This window comes from Paracoccus sp. C2R09, from assembly GCF_018860625.1.
Taxonomy (GTDB): Bacteria; Pseudomonadota; Alphaproteobacteria; order Rhodobacterales; family Rhodobacteraceae; genus Paracoccus.
Map to the genome: position 1 here is coordinate 198,373 of NZ_JAHKQB010000023.1, position 16,608 is coordinate 214,980.

General features: G+C 65.4%; 13 protein-coding genes. 8 read left to right on the top strand and 5 right to left on the bottom strand.

All coding sequences use genetic code 11. The features are described 5' to 3' along the window. Window position 1: 1 nt before the first annotated feature. Together KO490_RS08985 and KO490_RS08990 are read right to left on the bottom strand one after the other, a co-directional pair. Complete coding sequence (locus tag KO490_RS08985; protein ID WP_216019078.1) at window positions 2–916, bottom strand: carbohydrate ABC transporter permease; 915 nt, start codon at window positions 914–916, stop codon at window positions 2–4. Between the two features lie 61 nt (window positions 917–977). Further along, window positions 978–2,219, bottom strand: a complete 1,242-nt coding sequence (locus KO490_RS08990) for an ABC transporter substrate-binding protein (RefSeq protein WP_216019079.1) — start codon at window positions 2,217–2,219, stop codon at window positions 978–980. 103 nt (window positions 2,220–2,322) lie between these two features. Between KO490_RS08990 and KO490_RS08995 the strand changes: the two genes are divergently transcribed. Genes KO490_RS08995 through KO490_RS09015 form a run of 5 tightly spaced genes read left to right on the top strand, consistent with a single transcriptional unit; the run spans window position 2,323 to window position 8,469 of the window. Next, on the top strand, window positions 2,323–3,123 hold the full coding sequence (locus KO490_RS08995) for an IclR family transcriptional regulator (protein ID WP_371822295.1): 801 nt from the start codon (window positions 2,323–2,325) through the stop codon (window positions 3,121–3,123). A 7-nt stretch (window positions 3,124–3,130) separates the two neighbouring features. Next, window positions 3,131–4,186, top strand: a complete 1,056-nt coding sequence (locus KO490_RS09000; protein ID WP_216019080.1) for an ABC transporter ATP-binding protein — start codon at window positions 3,131–3,133, stop codon at window positions 4,184–4,186. Next, window positions 4,183–5,100: a Gfo/Idh/MocA family protein gene (locus KO490_RS09005; RefSeq protein ID WP_216019081.1), complete on the top strand. Its 918-nt coding sequence runs from the start codon at window positions 4,183–4,185 to the stop codon at window positions 5,098–5,100. Before KO490_RS09000 ends, KO490_RS09005 begins: the two co-directional genes overlap by 4 nt. A gap of 4 nt (window positions 5,101–5,104) precedes the next feature. After that, window positions 5,105–6,253 carry a galactonate dehydratase gene (gene dgoD / locus KO490_RS09010; RefSeq protein ID WP_216019082.1) on the top strand — a complete coding sequence of 383 codons (1,149 nt, stop codon included), beginning with the start codon at window positions 5,105–5,107 and terminating at the stop codon, window positions 6,251–6,253. Between the two features lie 2 nt (window positions 6,254–6,255). Beyond that, window positions 6,256–8,469, top strand: a complete 2,214-nt coding sequence (locus KO490_RS09015; RefSeq protein WP_216019083.1) for a glycoside hydrolase family 2 TIM barrel-domain containing protein — start codon at window positions 6,256–6,258, stop codon at window positions 8,467–8,469. Here the strand turns inward: KO490_RS09015 and KO490_RS09020 are convergent. From KO490_RS09020 to KO490_RS09030, 3 genes are read right to left on the bottom strand one after another with little or no spacing between them, the layout of a single operon-like run. Next, entirely contained in the window at window positions 8,448–9,398 is a 951-nt protein-coding gene (locus KO490_RS09020; protein ID WP_216019084.1) for an aldose epimerase family protein, read from the bottom strand. The genes KO490_RS09015 and KO490_RS09020 overlap by 22 nt on opposite strands. A gap of 51 nt (window positions 9,399–9,449) precedes the next feature. Beyond that, on the bottom strand, window positions 9,450–10,217 hold the full coding sequence (locus KO490_RS09025; RefSeq protein ID WP_216019085.1) for a hypothetical protein: 768 nt from the start codon (window positions 10,215–10,217) through the stop codon (window positions 9,450–9,452). A 14-nt stretch (window positions 10,218–10,231) separates the two neighbouring features. Continuing rightward, the gene (locus KO490_RS09030) at window positions 10,232–11,650 is read right to left on the bottom strand and encodes a dihydrolipoyl dehydrogenase (protein WP_216019086.1); all 1,419 of its coding nucleotides are present in this window, start codon (window positions 11,648–11,650) and stop codon (window positions 10,232–10,234) included. A gap of 205 nt (window positions 11,651–11,855) precedes the next feature. On the opposite strand from KO490_RS09030, the gene fdnG reads away from it, so the two are divergent. Genes fdnG through KO490_RS09050 form a run of 3 tightly spaced genes read left to right on the top strand, consistent with a single transcriptional unit; the run spans window position 11,856 to window position 16,599 of the window. Further along, a complete protein-coding gene (gene fdnG, locus KO490_RS09040; RefSeq protein ID WP_368500148.1) occupies window positions 11,856–14,933 on the top strand; it encodes a formate dehydrogenase-N subunit alpha in 3,078 nt (1,025 codons plus the stop codon). Beyond that, complete coding sequence (gene fdxH / locus KO490_RS09045) at window positions 14,930–15,913, top strand: formate dehydrogenase subunit beta (RefSeq protein ID WP_216019089.1); 984 nt, start codon at window positions 14,930–14,932, stop codon at window positions 15,911–15,913. The genes fdnG and fdxH overlap by 4 nt, the downstream gene beginning before the upstream one ends. After that, the gene (locus KO490_RS09050; RefSeq protein ID WP_216019090.1) at window positions 15,913–16,599 is read left to right on the top strand and encodes a formate dehydrogenase subunit gamma; all 687 of its coding nucleotides are present in this window, start codon (window positions 15,913–15,915) and stop codon (window positions 16,597–16,599) included. The genes fdxH and KO490_RS09050 overlap by 1 nt, the downstream gene beginning before the upstream one ends. Window positions 16,600–16,608: the final 9 nt, after the last annotated feature.

Consider the following 16,608-nt stretch of genomic DNA (forward strand, 5'->3'; position numbering starts at 1 on the left):
GTCAGACCCCTCTCTCGTCGCGCCACATCTTCCAGATGAAGCCCGAAATGAAGATCATCATGATGGCGAACAGCACCACGGCGATGGCCGCGCCGTAACCCATCCGGTAGCCGTATTCCGACAGGGCCTGTTCGTACATGTAGTAGGACAGCACGCGCGACGACCCGAAGGGGCCGCCCGCGGTCATGATCGACACGAGGTCGAAACTGCGCAGCGCGCCGATGACGGTGACGACCACGGCGATGAAGGTCGCGGGACGCAGCTGCGGGATGACGACGTGCCACAGCATCCGCCAGCCCTTGGCACCGTCCAGACGCGCGGCCTCGATCTGGTCGGGTGCGACGGCGTTCAGGCCCGTCAGGTACAGGATCATGCAATAGGCGATCTGCGGCCACAGGCCGGCCGCGATGATGCCGTAGGTGACGAAGCGTTCATCGGCAAGGATCGCGACGCCGTTCCCGGTCACGGCCTCGATCAGGGTGTAGAAAAGGCCGAAATCGGGGGCGTAGAACCACGAGAACATCAGGCCCACGACGACCTGGCTGATCACGAAGGGGAAGAAGAACAGTGACTTGTAGATGCGAATGCCGCGCACGGTCTGGTTCAAGAACAGCGCGATCAGCAGCCCCAGGGGAACTGCCAGCATGTAAAGGACCAGCCAGATGATGTTGTTCTTCAGACTGGTATAGAAGGCGTCGTCCCACCACAGCTCGGAATAGTTGGAGAGCCCGACCCAGCTTGCCTCTCCGATGCCGTCCCAGGAATGGAACGAGATCCAGAAGGACTGGAAGATCGGGATGACGACATAGACGGCAAACATCAGGATGCCGGGCGCAAGGAACAGCCAGGGCGTCAGCTGGTTGCGGCGACGCTTGCGCGGCGCAGGCGTGCCGAAGGTGTCGGGGGTGAGGGACATCTCGTCCTCCGGATGGGGTGGGCGTAAGGGAGGGGGCGGACAGGCCGCCCCCTGTCAGGCATCACTTGCCGGCAAGGCGCTGACGCTGGCGTTCCAGACGATCGAGGATCTGGTCGAGGCGTTCGGGGCGGACCATGAATTCCTGGAAGCCCTCCATCCCGGCCTTGGCCATCTCGGGGCTGGCGTCGCGGTCGAAGAACTGCGCGATCCCGCCCTCGGCCGAGGACAGCATCTCGAAGCCCTGCTGCAGATAGGGGTCGTCGACGACCGTGCTGTCGGCGTTGATCGGCAGCTGGCCGAGCGTCTCGTTCATCTTGGTCTGGACGTCGGCGCGGGCAAGGAAGGCCAGGAACAGCTTGGCATCCTCGGGGTTCTTGGCGCCTGCGGGGATGTGGATGGTGTCGGTGGGCGCATCCTCCGCCCGGGCGATGCTGTCATCGATGGTCGGGAAGGGCATGAAGCCCAGGTTCTCGTCGGTCATGCCGCCATCCTTGAAGGCCGCGACCGCGAAGTTCCCCATGACATAGTTGGCGGCCTTGCCCTGGACCAGGTTCGCCACCGCGTCCTGCCAGTCGATGGCCGCATGGTTGTCGGTGGTATAGGGCAGCACCTTTTCCCAGTTCGCGAAGGCCGCCTTGACGCGATCGTCGGTCCAGGGAACCTCGCCCGAGGTCAGCTGCATGTGGAAATCGTAGCCGTTCGTGCGCAGGTTCACATAGTCGAAGATCCCCGCGATAGGCCACAGCGCCTTGCTGCCGGTGGTCAGGCAGTCGATGCCGGCGGCGTCGATCTTCTCGCAGGCGGCGATGAAATCGTCCCAAGTCTCGATGGATTCGGGGTCCACGCCCGCCTGCGCATAGGCGTCGCGGTTATAGTAGATGCCCCACTGGTAGTAGGTGTAGGGCACGCCCCATTGCTTGCCGTCGATGGTCATCGAGGATGCGGCGGAATGCAGGCTCTCCTCCAGCCCGTTTTCCGCCCAGACATCCGACACGTCCATGAACTGGTTCGCCTCGACGAAGGGGCGCATGCGGTTGCCCGCGTACCAGTTCGCCAGATCCGGCGCGTCGGCCGTCAGGAAGTTGCGGATCGCGGTCTTGTACCCCTCGTGATCGAAGACGTTCACCTCGACCTTGATGTCGGGATACTCGGCCTCGAAATCCGCGATCAGCTGCTCGAACGCCGCCTTGGGGGCGGGGTCGGACGCGTCGGTGTTCATCACCAGCGTCCGCGTCTGCGCGAAGGCCGGTGCGGTCGTGCCCAGCAATGCCGCCAACACCAGTCCGTGCTTAACCTGGAACATGGTCTCCTCCCGAGTTGGTTCCATTATTTGAAACTTGGTTTTGAATATTGAAACTATGCTGCGAATCGACTAGCCTGTCAACAACAGCCAGAGCGGGAGGGGGATCGACGTGACGGCGCATGATCGCGAAACTTCGGACGGGACGGTGGGTCGCACCCTGGCGGTGCTGGACCTCGTGGCCGAATTCGGCCGGCCCGTGCGCTTTGCGGAAATCATGCCGCGCGCGGGCCTGCCCAAGGCGACGCTCTATCGTTTCCTGCAGGTGCTGGCGAACCAGGACATGCTGCTGTTCGACGAGGATCGCCAGACCTATGCGCCGGGCATGCGCCTTGTGCGCCTGGCGCATTCGGCCTGGGCGCAATCCAGCCTGGCGCCCCTGGCCAAGGGCATCATCGACGATCTGGCCGACCGGATCGGGCAGACGGTGCACCTGGCGCAGCTGGACAACGGTGCCGTCCTTTATGTGGACAAGCGCAACGCCCGCCAGCCGGTCGAGATGTTCTCGCAATCGGGCAAGATCGGACCGGCCTATTGCACGGGTGTGGGCAAGGCGATGCTGGCCCATCTGTCCGATGCGCGGCTGGAACAGGCGATATCCCGGCAATCCTTCCACGGGCATACGCCCCGGACCATCACCACCCCCGAGGCGCTGAAGGCCGAACTGGCCCTTATCCGCGACCGCGGATACGCGCTGGACGACGAGGAACACGAGGCGGGCATCGCCTGCATCGCCGTGCCGATCCTGTCGAAATCGGGGCGCATGCTGGGCGCGCTGTCGGTAACCACCACCACCGCCGCCACCTCGCGCGATCAGCTTCTGGCGCTGGCCGGTCCCGTGACCGATGCCAGCGCAGCCATCGCCGCCGCCGCCGAGGCGTGGCGCTTTCCTGAAACCAAGCAATGAGGTCCGCATGTCCGGCGTACAGCTGAACCGCGTCACCAAGGATTTCGGCCCCGTGCGGGTCATTCACGGCGTCGATCTGAAGGTCGAGCAGGGCGAATTCTGCGTCTTCGTCGGGCCTTCGGGCTGCGGCAAGTCCACGCTGCTGCGCATGATCGCGGGACTGGAGGAGACCAGCGACGGCCAGATCCGTATCGAGGATGACGATGTCACCCATGCGGAACCTGCCGATCGCGGCGTGGCGATGGTCTTCCAGACCTACGCGCTCTATCCGCACATGACCGTGGCCGAGAACATGGGTTTCGGCCTGAAGATGAACCGCCATCCCAAGGCCGAGATCCGCGACAAGGTCGCCGAGGCCGCGCGCATCCTCAAGCTGGAACCGCTGCTGGATCGCAAGCCTGCCGCCCTGTCGGGCGGTCAGCGCCAGCGCGTCGCCATCGGTCGCGCCATCGTGCGGGGGCCCAAGGTCTTCCTGTTCGACGAACCGCTGTCGAACCTGGACGCCGAATTGCGGGTCGAGATGCGGGCCGAGATCGCGCGCCTTCACCGCGAGATCAAGGCCACGATGATCTATGTCACCCATGACCAGGTCGAGGCGATGACCATGGCCGACAAGATCGTCGTCCTGCGGGCGGGCCGGATCGAGCAGGTCGGCGCGCCCATGCATCTGTACGACGATCCGGACAACCGCTTCGTGGCGGGCTTCATCGGCAGCCCCTCGATGAACTTCGTGCAGGGGCAGGTGAAGGACGGCCGGCTGGACGTGCCCGCCTTCGCGATGCCGATCCCCCATTCGAACGGCAACCTGCTGGAGGGGCGCAAGATCGAGATGGGCCTGCGCCCCGACGTTCTGAAGATCGAGGGCGACGGGCCCTTCCGGGTCGAGCTGGCCGAGAACCTGGGCGGGATGACCTTCGCGCATCTGACCGCCCCGTCGGGCGAGAAGCTGGTCGTGCAGACCGACAAACGCCTCGACCCGGCGGGCGGTGGCACCGTGGGGCTGACCTTCGACCCTGCGGCGGCCTATTTCTTCGACGCCGAGACTGGGCAGCGCCTGAGATGAGCGATCTGAAGCTTGGCCTTGTGGGTCTGGGGACCATTGCCCGGGCCCAGCACCTGCCCGCCATCGATGCGACGCCGGGCATCGTGCTGACCGATATCGCCAGCCGCAACGCACAGGCCGAAGGCGTGGCGAACCATTCCGATGTCGATGCGTTGCTGGCGGCGGACAGCGTCGATGCCGTGTCGCTCTGCACGCCCCCGCAAGGTCGGTTCGAACAGGCCATGTCGGTCCTGCGCGCGAACCGCCACCTGATGCTGGAAAAGCCCCCCGGTGCAACGCTGTCGGAACTGGAACTGCTGGCGGCCGAGGCGAAATCGCGCGGCCTGACCATCTTCGCGACCTGGCACTCGCGAGAGGCCGCGGCGGTCGATGCCTGCCGCGACTGGCTTGCGGGCCGCACCCTGCGCCGCACCCATATCGACTGGGCCGAGGATGTGCGCAAATGGCATCCGGGTCAGCAATGGATCTGGCAGGCGGGCGGGCTTGGCGTCTTCGATCCGGGAATCAACGCGCTGTCGATCCTGACCGCCGTGCTGCCCGCGCCCGCCCGCATGGTCGGGGCCGAGCTGCACATTCCCTCGAACTGTCAGACCCCCATCGCCGCCGATCTGGTGCTGGATGCGGGTCACCCCGTCACCGCGCGTCTGGATTGGCGCCAGCAGGGCGCGGATATCTGGCAGATCCGCTTCGAGACGGATGACGGCACCGCGATCCTGGCCGATGGCGGGGCGCGCCTGATCGTCGACGGAACCGAGATGCAATCGGGCGGGAACCGCGAATATGCTCGGCTCTATGCCCGTTTCGTCGAACTGGTCGCCCGTGGCGAGAGCGATTTCGACCTGGCCCCGCTGCGCCTTGTCGCGGATGCATTCATGAACGGCCGCACCCACGCGGCACCCGAATTCCAGGACTGAGACCATGAAGATCACCCAGATCGAAACCTTCATCGTTCCGCCGCGCTGGTGCTTCGTCAAGATCAGCACCGACGAGGGCATCAGCGGCTGGGGCGAGCCCGTGCTGGAAGGCCGCGCCGCATCCGTCGCCGCCTGCGTCGAAGAGCTGTCGGATTACCTGATCGGCCGCGACCCGCGCCTGATCCAGGATCACTGGACGGTCATGTATCGCGCGGGCTTCTATCGCGGGGGCGGCATCCACATGTCGGCCATCGCGGGCCTCGACCAGGCGCTGTGGGACATCAAGGGCAAGGATCTGGGCGTTCCGGTCCATGCGCTGCTGGGCGGCCAGCTGCGCGACCGGATCCGGGTCTACAGCTGGATCGGCGGCGACCGTCCGGGCGACACGGCACGCATGGCGCGCGATTGCGGCGACCGGGGCTTTACCGCCGTCAAGATGAACGGCACCGAGGAGATGCAGTTCGTCGATACCCACGCCAAGGTCGATCAGGTGCTGGAGCGCGTTCAGGCCATCCGCGACGAGATGGGCCAGGATTTCGGCATCGGGATCGATTTCCACGGGCGCGTGCATCGCCCGATGGCCAAGGTGCTGGCGCGCGAGCTGGAGCCCTTCCGCCTGATGTTCATCGAGGAGCCGGTCCTGTCCGAACATGCCGAGGCCCTGCGCGAGATCGCCAATCATTGCTCGACCCCCATCGCCCTGGGCGAGCGGCTGTATACGAGGTGGGATTTCAAGGCGATCCTGCAGGGCGGCTTCGTTGACATCGTCCAGCCCGATCCCAGCCATGCAGGCGGCATCACCGAAACTTATCGCATCGCGTCCATGGCCGAGGCGCATGACGTCGCGCTTGCGCTGCACTGCCCGCTTGGGCCGATCGCGTTGGCCGCGAACCTGCAGCTGGATGCGGTCTGCTACAACGCGTTCATCCAGGAACAGTCGCTCGGTATCCATTACAACGAAGGCAGCGACCTGCTGGATTACCTGGTCGATCCGAGCGTCTTCGACTACGAGGACGGTTTCGTGAAGATCCCGCAGGGCCCGGGCCTGGGCGTCGAGGTGAACGAGGATAAGGTCCGCGAGATGGCCGCACAGGGCCATCGCTGGCGCAACCCCGTCTGGCGCCATGCCGACGGCAGCTTTGCAGAGTGGTGATCATGCGCGAGACGCTGAAACTGAATGACGGCTGGACCTTCGCGCCCGGCCATTCCAACCCTGCAGCGGTTCTGGCGGGACAGGCGGTGCGCCTGCCGCATAACGCGGTGGACATGCCGCTGACCTATTTCGACGAGGCGTGCTTTCAGAAGCCCTTCACCTATCAGCGGGTGATCGACGCCGATCCGGCATGGCTGGGCCGCCATGTGCGCCTGCGGTTCGATGGCGCGATGGCGGATTCGAGGGTCTTCGTGAACGGGGTGCAGGTCGCGGCCCATGCCGACGGCTATACCCCCTTCACCGCCGATCTGACCGATCACCTGGGCGACGGCCAGGCGGTGGTGACCGTGCATCTGGACGGGTCGGAAAACCCCGCGATCCCACCCTTCGGCGCGCAGATCGACTATCTGACCTATGCCGGCATCTATCGCGATGTCTGGCTGGAGGTTCTGCCCGAACGGCATCTGACCAACGCGCGCATCCTGACGCCGGACGCGCTGTCGGACGAAAAGACCGTCGTGATCCGCCCCGAGGTCACGGCCCCCGGCCCGGTCCGCGCCCGCCTGCTGGACGGCGACCGGGAAATTGCCGCGACCGAGGGCGAGGGAGAGCTGATCCTGTCGGGCCTGACCGGCCTGCGCCTGTGGTCGCTGGATGATCCGGCGCTCTATACCGTGGAACTGACGCTGCCCGACACGGGCGACGTGACGACCCACCGCTTCGGCTTCCGCACCGCCGAATGGACCCCCGAGGGGTTCGTGCTGAACGGCCAGCCCGTCAAGCTGCGCGGCCTGAACCGGCATCAGAGCTGGGCACATGCGGGCTATGCCGCCGGGCGTCACGCGCAGGAACGCGACGCCGAGATCCTGAAGCGCGATCTGGGCTGCAACATGGTGCGCACCTCGCATTACCCGCAGAGCCCGTGGTTCATCGACCGCTGCGACGAGATCGGCCTGCTGGTCTTCGAGGAGATCCCCGGCTGGCAGCATATCGGCGATCAGGCATGGCAGGATGCGTCGGTGGAAAATGTCCGCGCGATGATCCGCCGCGACTGGAACCACCCCAGCATCGTCATCTGGGGCGTGCGCATCAACGAGAGCCAGGACAATCACGACTTCTATGTCCGCACCAACGCGGTCGCGCGGGAACTGGACCCGACGCGGGCGACGGGCGGCGTGCGCTTCATCACCGACAGCGAGATGCTGGAGGACGTCTATACGATGAACGACTTCATCCTGGACGAATCCGAGGTGCCGCTGGTCCAGCGCCCGCGCACCCCCCTGCGGTCGCAGACCGAGGTGACGGGGCTGAAGGCGCCGGTCCCCTATGTGGTGACCGAATATAACGGCCATATGTTCCCCACCAAGGCGGGCGACCCCGAACTGCGGCAGATGGAACATGTCGTCCGGCATCTGGACGTGCTGAACGCGGCGCATGGCGATCCGAACATCGCGGGCTGCATCGGCTGGTGCATGTTCGACTACAACACGCACAAGGATTTCGGCGCAGGCGACCGCATCTGCCATCACGGCGTGATGGACATCTGGCGCGAACCGAAATTCGCGGCCCATGCCTATGCCAGCCAGAAACCCGCATCCGAGGGCGTGGTGATGGAGCCGGTGACCTTCTGGGCGCGGGGTGAGCGCAATATCGGCGGCGTGCTGCCCCTGATCGTGCTGACGAATTGCGACGAGGTCGAGTTCGAATGCGCGGGCGTCACCCGGCGCGTGGGCCCCGATCACGAACGATATCCGCATCTGCCGCATCCGCCGGTCATCATCGACCACCGCCATATCGGCCCCGAGGAACTGGGCCTTTGGGGGATGAGCTGGCATCCCGGAAGCATCACCGGCCTGATCGACGGCAAGCCGGTCGCGCGGCGCGATTTCGTGGCCGACCCGCTGCCCACCACGCTGCAGGTCGCGCCCGATCTGGACGCCGTCCCCGCCGATGGCGATATCGACCTGCGGGTGATGGTGCGCGCCCTGGATCAGGCGGGCAACCGGCTGCCCTTCCTTGCGGGCAGCGTCGAGGTCACAGTCGAAGGGCCCGCCACGCTCATCGGCCCCCAGGCGCGGCCCCTGCAGGGTGGCACCACGGGGATGTGGCTGCGCCTGACGGGGGATGCGGGTCAGATCCGCATCACCGCCCGCCATCCGCAATTCGAGGATGGGGTCGCGCGGGTCGCGGTCGGTCAGGCGGGCTCGATCTCGTAACGGGTGCGCTGCTGCCAGATGTCGCCCGGACGCAGGATCGCGTTCGGGAAATCCGGCCTGTTCGGGGCGTCGGGCCATGCCTGCGCCTCGAACGCGACGGCGGCGCGGGGGCGGGCCAGCTGACCCTTGTGCGCGGGAATGCCATGGGCCGGGAAATGCCCGCCGTCATAGATCTGCAGCCCCGCCGCCGTGGTCATGACGCGCAGGCGCAGGTCCTGCGACTGCAGGGTCGCGACTTCGCGCATCGGCAGATCGCCATCCGACAGGCAGAAGCAGTGATCGATGCCGTCGCGTCCCAAGGGGCGCGGTTGGCGATAATCGAAGCGCGTGCCGAAAACGGGGGCGGGCGCATCGGGCAGGGGAATGCCCGTTCCGTCCACGGGCAGGTAACGGTCGGCATGGACGGTCAGCAGCTGGTCCCCCGCATCCCCTCCAAGCGCGAAGTATCCGTGATGCGTCAGGCTGCAGGGCGACGGGCTGTCGCAGGTCGCCTGAAGGTCGAAATCCAACGAGGTCCGGCGGCCGTCATCGTTCAGCGTGATCCGCAGCCAGGCCTGCAGTCTGCCCGGAAAGCCCGCCGCCCCGTCGGGCAGGGTCAGCGTCATCATGGCGCTGTCCTCGGTCGTGCGGGTCAGGGTCCAATCCTGCAGGGATGCGGCAGCGGACCCGCCATGCAGGCAGTTGCCGCGATCATTCGCATCCAGCTGGTATGACGTGCCATCCAGATCGAACCGGGCCCCCGCGATGCGGTTCGCAAACCGGCCCACGACGGCGCCCACATGCGCGAAACTGTCCTTGTAGGCTGCGGGATCGGGGTGACCCAGCACCAGCGGGCGGTCGATGCCCTCGACCCGCAGATCCTGCAGGATCGCCCCGAAGCGCAGAAGCCGGGCCCTTGCGCGGCCCGATTGAAGGGTGATCGGTTCCATCGGCACCTCTGTTTCGCCCAGCCCTAGGACGGAGAAGATGCCGACGCAAGATCAGGGCTGCATCGCCTTCTGAAGGCCGGGCAGACTGCGCTGGAACGCATCGCGCAGCGCCGGGGCGAATTCACCCGCGCGGAACTCTCGGATGCCGTTATGCGCGGCACACAGGTTGCGCAGACCGGCGCAGATCTCGGCCAGCTCGTCGATCCAGGCGGTCAGTTCCCGGATGCAGTCGGGATCGGCGGTCAGCGCCTTGGGCATGGTCGGGTGCATGATCAGCTTGTCCTTGCCGAAGACGCGCTTCAACGGGCCGGGGACGGGCAGGATGTTCAGCGTATCGTCCACATGCAGCGACGCGCTGGCCGGGTGCCAGGCCAGCACCGATCCCGCATGCACGCGGTCATTCTCGGTCGTGTGGTCGATGCCGCGCGGCACCGTCAGGACCAGATCGGATGCGAAGATGGCCGCAGCCTCGGGGGTGTCGATCAAGGTGGGCTGCCATGCCAGATCCGGATGCTGGGCACGATGCCGTTCGGTCCCATAGAGCCGCGCCTGCGGAAAGTCGCGCGCCACGGCCTTGCAATGCAGCGTGTGATAGGGATGCAGGTTCAGCACCGCCGTCACGGCGCGGCCCTGATCGGTCAGCGCCATCACCTGGTCGCGGATGTCGCCCGACAGGGGATAGCTGTCCAGCATCACGAATTCGCCCGACCCAAGCTGCACCAGCGATGCGTGCGTCCCGACATTCAGCACCCCGCCAAGGCGCAGATCGCCACGGATGTTCCAGAACCCGTTGCCGAGGTCGATGATCTTCTCGCTCATGTGTCCGTCCTGCCTTATGCGCCCGGGGGCGTGCCGAAATCGCGATCCGAGGGTTGGGGTGCATCGACCTGGGCGCAGATCTCGCGCAGCGCCGGTTTCATGCCCTCGACCAATGTAGGGTGATAGAAGGGCATGGCAAGCAGCTGGGGCGCGGTCGCGCCCGACTGGATCGCCCAGGCCAGGATATGGGCCAGCATGTCGCCCCCCGGACAGCACAGGTCCGCCCCGGTCAGACGACCCTGATCGTCGGCATAGATGCGCATCAGCCCCTCGTTGATCGCCTCGACCTTGGCACGGCCCTGGTCGCCGTAATCGGAACTGCCGCAGATGCGTCCTTCCTCGGGGGCGACGCCGATCACGGCCATGGGCGGATCGGTGAAGGTCAGGGCGAAGGCCGGGCTGCGGTCCGCGGGGCTGATCCGGGGCAGGTTCGCGGCATTGCGCCCGGCCACGGCGCCTTCGGTCGATGCCTCGTGCAGGAAGGGCGCATCGGCATTGGCATCGCCCGCGATGAAGATCGCGCTGTCCCTGCATCGCATGGTGCGGCGGTCGAAATCCGGCATGCCCTTGTCGTCCAGATCCAGCCCCGAATGTTCCAGCGACAGGCCCTTCAGGTTGGGCGGACGCCCCGCCGCGACCAGCACGCGGTCGAAATACTCCTCGCCGCTGTCATCCTCGGATTTCCAGCTCAGGCGCAGGCCGAAGCCTTCGGCACGGGCCTCGGTCTCGACGCCCAGATGCAGATCGACATCGCGGGCAAGCGCCTGTTCCAGCGCGCGACCCACGCGGGGGCAGCGGGCCTTGCCGACGCTGGTGCCATGATCGAACAAGGACACGGCCACGCCCAGACGGGCCATGCCTTGTGCCAGTTCGCACCCGATGGCACCCGCGCCGATGACGGCCAGGCTGTTTGGCAGGTCTTCAATCTCGAACACGGTCTCGTTCGTCAGCATCCGGTCGCCCAGATCCTCGAACGGCCCGGGGATCGCATTCGCCGACCCCGTCGCGATGACAACGGCGCGGGCCTCGACATGGCGCCCGTCCGACAGGATCAGGCGGTTCGGTGCGGCGAATTGCGCCGTGGCGCGCACCATGACGCCTTCGGGCAGGTCGTCATAGCTTTCGCGCGTGCCCTGGACAAAGCGGTCGCGTTCCTCCCGCAGGCGCTGCATCACCGCCGGGCCGTCGATGCGGGGGGTGCCGGGATGGACGCCGAAGACGGGTGCCCTGCGCGCATCATGCGCCGCATGGGCCGCCGCCAGCAGCAGCTTGGACGGCATGCAGCCGGTATTCGCGCAAAGCGTCCCGCGGAATTCCGGATCGATGAGCAGGGTCGAGGCCCCGGCATCGCGCGCGGCGCGTTCGGCGGACATGCCTGCCGTTCCGGCACCGATGACGGCGACGTCGCAACGAAGATCGGGGCTGTCTGGCATGGGGTTCTCCTGCATGAAACTCGCAGGACAACAAGACCGGACAATCTTCGTTCCCCGTCCCGTGCGCAGGTTGCGGCGAAAGGTCGCGCGCGGCTGATGAAGGATGCATCGTCTGCGACGGATATTGACAATCCCGCGTTGCGGGCAGAGCATATGTACACAATTTGTACCAAGCCTAATCGCAAGGGAGAGGGGTCGAATGAATATGGACCTTTCACGCCGCAGTTTCCTGCGGCTGGCGGGTGCAGGGGTTGCAGCCACATCGCTAGGCGCGATGGGTTTCGGCAAGGCCGAGGCGGCAGAGGCGGCACATGTGCGCGCCTTCAAGCTGGCCACGATGACCGAGACGCGCAACATCTGCACCTATTGTTCGGTGGCATGCGGGATCATCCTGTATTCCAAGGGTGACCTCAAGGCGGGCGAGACCGCCGAGCTGGTCCATGTGGAAGGCGATGCCGACCACCCCACGAACCGCGGCACGCTGTGCCCGAAAGGCTCGGCGCTGAAGGATTTCGTGAAATCCGAGACCCGCGCGACCAAGCCCCGGTATCGTGCCCCCGGCGGCGGCGAATGGCAGGACATCACCTGGGACGAGGCCTTCGACAAGATCGCCCGCGCCATCAAGGATGACCGCGACGCCAACATGATCGAGCGGAACGAGATCGGCACGCCGGTCAACCGCTGGACGACGGCAGGTTTCCTTGCCGCATCGGGTTCCACCAACGAGGCCGCATGGACCACCTACAAGGTCGTGCGCTCGATGGGGATGGTCGGCTTCGACAACCAGGCACGCGTCTGACACGGACCTACGGTGGCCAGTTTGGCTCCGACATTTGGCCGTGGCGCGATGACGAACGCCTGGACCGACATCAAGAATACCGACCTCGTGGTCGTCATGGGCGGCAATGCCGCCGAGGCGCATCCATGCGGGTTCAAATGGGTGACCGAAGCCAAGGCCCGTCGCGGCGCGAAGCTGATCGTGGTCGACCCGCGCTTTACCCGCACCGCATCGGTTGCGGATTACTATGCCCCGATCCGTCCGGGCGCAGACATTGCCTTCCTGATGGGGGTGATCCGCTGGTGCATGGAAAACGACAAGGTCCAGTGGGAATACGTCCGCAACTATACCAATGCGGCGTTCCTGGTGAAGGACGGCTTCGGCTGGTCCGAGGGCATGTTCAACGGCTATGACGAGGAAACGCGCAGCTACGACATGGACGACTGGGAATACCAGATCGGCGATGACGGCTTCGCGATGATCGACCCGACGCTTCAGGATCCGCGCTGCGTGTGGAACCTGCTGCGCGAACATGTGGACGTCTATACCCCCGAATTCGTCGAGAATGTCACCGGCACGCCCAAGGACAAGTTCCTGACCATCTGCGAGATGATCGGCGAATGCAGCGCGCCCGACCGCGTCATGACCTCGGTCTATGCGCTTGGCTGGACGCAGCATTCCAAGGGTGCGCAGAACATCCGCGGCATGGCCATGCTGCAGCTGATCCTGGGCAATATCGGCATGATGGGCGGCGGCGTGAACGCGCTTCGCGGGCATGCCAACATCCAGGGTCTGACCGATCTGGGCCTGATGTCGAACCTGATCCCGGGATACATGAACATCCCGCGCGATACGGAAGTCGACTTCGAGACCTATATCGCGGGCAAGGCGAACGCCCCGCTGCGGCCGAACCAGATCAGCTACTGGCAGAACTATCCCAAGTTCTTCGTGTCCTTCCAGAAGGCGATGTGGGGCGATGCCGCCACGGCCGAAAACGACTGGGCCTACGATTACCTGCCCAAGCTGGACGTGCCGACCTACGACATCCTGCGCATGTTCGACATGATGTCCAAGGGCGAGGTGAACCTGTATTTCTGCCAGGGCTTCAACCCGTTCCTCAGCTTCCCGAACCGGGCCAAGCTGCTGAGCGCGCTGTCCAAGCTGAAGCTGCTGGTCGTCATGGACCCGCTGCAGACGGAAACGGCGCATTTCTGGCAGGATCACGGCATCTACAACGATGTCGACATGGCCTCGATCCAGACCGAGGTGCTGGAACTGCCCACGACCTGCTTCGCCGAGGACGAGGGCGCGACCGTGAACTCGGGTCGCTGGCTGCAATGGCATTGGCCGGGCGCGACCGCACCGGGGCAGGCCAAGCCGGATACGTGGATCATGTCGAACATCTTCCTGCGGGTGCGCGAGCTCTATCGCACCGAGGGTGGCGTGTTCCCCGATCCGATCGTGAACCTGAACTGGGAATACGAGGATCCGATGGAGCCCTCGCCCGAGGAACTGGCCAAGGAGATGAACGGCCGCGCCCTGCGCGACGTCTACGACCTTGCCGATCCCGAGAAGCTGCTGGTCCCCGCGGGCGAGCAGGTCTCGACCTTCGCGCATCTGCGCGACGACGGATCGACCATGGCCGGGTGCTGGATCTTCTCGGGGTCGTTCACGCCGGAAGGCAACATGATGGCGCGCCGGGACAATTCGGACCTGGGCGACACGGGGACCTTCCTGAAATGGTCCTTCGCATGGCCGCTCAACCGACGGATCCTGTATAACCGCGCATCGGCGGACATGAAGGGGCGCCCATGGGACCCCGAACGCACGCTGATCGAATGGAACGGCGAAAAATGGGTCGGCTTCGACGTGCCCGACACGGCACCGACGGCCAAGCCCGACGAAGTCATGCCCTTCATCATGACGCATGAGGGCACGGGACGCCTGTTCAGCCGCAAGATGATGGTGGACGGACCCTTCCCGACGCATATGGAGCCCTTCGAGAGCCCCGTGGAAAACGTGCTCAATCGCAAGATGCGGGGCAACCCGGCAGCACGGATCTTCCCCGGCGATCTGGAACAGCTGGGCAGCAGTGCGGACTTCCCCTTCGTCGCGACCTCCTATCGCCTGACCGAGCATTTCCACTACTGGACCAAGCACAACAAGGTGAACGCTGCCTTGCAGCCCGAGTTCTTCGTGGAGATCAGCGAGGAACTGGCGGCGGATCGCGGCATCACCAAGGGCGGTCGCGTGCGCGTCTGGTCCAACCGTGGCGAGATCTGGGCCAAGGCCGTGGTCACCAAGCGGATCAAGCCGATGATCTGCGACGGCAAGCCCGTCCATGTCGTGGGCATCCCGCTGCACTGGGGCTTCATGGGCGCCGCCAAGAAGGGTTTCGGGCCGAACAGCCTGACGCCGTTCGTGGGTGACGCGAATATCCAGACGCCCGAATACAAGGCCTTCCTGGTCAACATCGAACCCGCAGCAGAGGAGCCGGTCGCATGAAGGATACCGCATCTGGCCCGACCACCGCGGTCTCGAACCCGCCGGTCCAGCCGACCGAGGCCTATTTCGACCAGGGTGACATCACCCGCATCTCGGCCACGCGGAACGTTCCGCAGCCGGATCGCGAGCTGACGAAGCTGGCCAAGCTGATCGATGTCAGCAAGTGCATCGGTTGCAAGGCCTGCCAGTCGGCCTGCGTCGAATGGAACGACACTGATCCCGGTGTGGGCGAAAACGTGGGGGTCTATGAAAACCCCCACGACCTGACGCCCGACATGTTCACCCTGATGCGCTTCAGCGAATGGGAGAACCCGGTCACGAACGAGCTGGAATGGCTGATCCGCAAGGATGGCTGCATGCATTGCGAGGATCCGGGCTGCCTCAAGGCCTGCCCGGCCCCCGGCGCGATCGTGCAGTATTCGAACGGCATCGTGGACTTCAACCACGACAACTGCATCGGCTGCGGATACTGCGTGACGGGCTGCCCGTTCAACATTCCGCGCATCTCGGATACCGATCACAAGAGCTACAAATGCACGTTGTGTTCGGACCGCGTCGCGGTGGGGCAGGGTCCGGCCTGCGCCAAGGCGTGCCCGACCCAGGCCATCGTCTTCGGCACCAAGGACGATATGAAGGCCCATGCCGAGGGCCGGATCGAGGACCTGAAATCGCGCGGCTACGAGAACGCAGGTCTCTATGACCCCGAGGGCGTGGGCGGGACGCATGTGATGTATGTGCTGCATCACCGCGACCAGCCCGGGCTCTATGCCAACCTGCCCGAGGAGCCGCGCATCTCGCCGGTGGTCGAGGGCTGGAAGGGTGTCACCAAGACCGCCGGTCTGGCCGTCATGGGCATCGCTGCTGCGGGTGCCGCGCTGCATGGCCTCTTCGCCCGCCCGAACGAGGTCGAGGAGCATGACGAAGTCGAGGCCGATCGTCTGGTCGATGGCCGGGATCCGCAGGATGGGGGGCAGGTCTGATGGCGCGCCCCCAATATTCCGAGAAGGGCGATCACATCGCCAGCCATGAGCCCGTCCGGGTCAGCCGGTATCGCGGCTTCACCCGTGCGAACCATTGGGTGACGGCGGTCTGCCTGATCGTGCTGGCCCTGTCCGGGCTGTCGCTGTTCGACCCGGCGCTGTATTTCCTGACCGGCCTCTTCGGGGGCGGTCAGACCACGCGCTGGCTGCATCCCATCGTCGGCGTCGTCCTGTTCGTCAGTTTCGCGCTGATGTTCGTGCAGCTGTGGCGTCTGAACATGCCCCGGCGCGAGGATGCCAAATGGATGGCGCGGATCGGCGATGTCGTGAAGCAGAACGAGGACAAGCTGCCCGAGCTGGGGAAATACAACCCCGGCCAGAAATTCGTCTTCTGGGGCATGTCCGGGCTGATCGTCGTGCTGATCCTGACCGGCATCGCGATCTGGGAACAGTTCTTCCCGGGGCTCGTGTCGATCCCGGTCCGGCGGATTGCCGTGCTGATCCACGCGCTGGCGGCCGTCGCGATCATCCTCGTGTTCATCATCCACGTCTATGCCGCGATCTGGACGCGCGGCACGCTGCGTGCGATGACTCGGGGAACCGTGACAGGTGGCTGGGCGTATCGCCATCACCGCAAATGGCTGCGAGAGCTTGCGGCCCGTGACAACAAGGGTCCGGCGGAATAATCCGCCGAC

Coding starts and splice junctions, on each gene's coding strand:
- KO490_RS09015 (WP_216019083.1), top strand. CDS start 6,256: ATGCGCGAGACGCTGAAACTGAATGACGGCTGGACCTTCGCGCCCGGC.
- KO490_RS09030 (WP_216019086.1), bottom strand. CDS start 11,650: ATGCCAGACAGCCCCGATCTTCGTTGCGACGTCGCCGTCATCGGTGCC.
- KO490_RS08985 (WP_216019078.1), bottom strand. CDS start 916: ATGTCCCTCACCCCCGACACCTTCGGCACGCCTGCGCCGCGCAAGCGT.
- KO490_RS09025 (WP_216019085.1), bottom strand. CDS start 10,217: ATGAGCGAGAAGATCATCGACCTCGGCAACGGGTTCTGGAACATCCGT.
- KO490_RS09000 (WP_216019080.1), top strand. CDS start 3,131: ATGTCCGGCGTACAGCTGAACCGCGTCACCAAGGATTTCGGCCCCGTG.
- fdxH (WP_216019089.1), top strand. CDS start 14,930: ATGAAGGATACCGCATCTGGCCCGACCACCGCGGTCTCGAACCCGCCG.
- dgoD (WP_216019082.1), top strand. CDS start 5,105: ATGAAGATCACCCAGATCGAAACCTTCATCGTTCCGCCGCGCTGGTGC.
- KO490_RS09020 (WP_216019084.1), bottom strand. CDS start 9,398: ATGGAACCGATCACCCTTCAATCGGGCCGCGCAAGGGCCCGGCTTCTG.
- KO490_RS09005 (WP_216019081.1), top strand. CDS start 4,183: ATGAGCGATCTGAAGCTTGGCCTTGTGGGTCTGGGGACCATTGCCCGG.
- KO490_RS08990 (WP_216019079.1), bottom strand. CDS start 2,219: ATGTTCCAGGTTAAGCACGGACTGGTGTTGGCGGCATTGCTGGGCACG.
- KO490_RS09050 (WP_216019090.1), top strand. CDS start 15,913: ATGGCGCGCCCCCAATATTCCGAGAAGGGCGATCACATCGCCAGCCAT.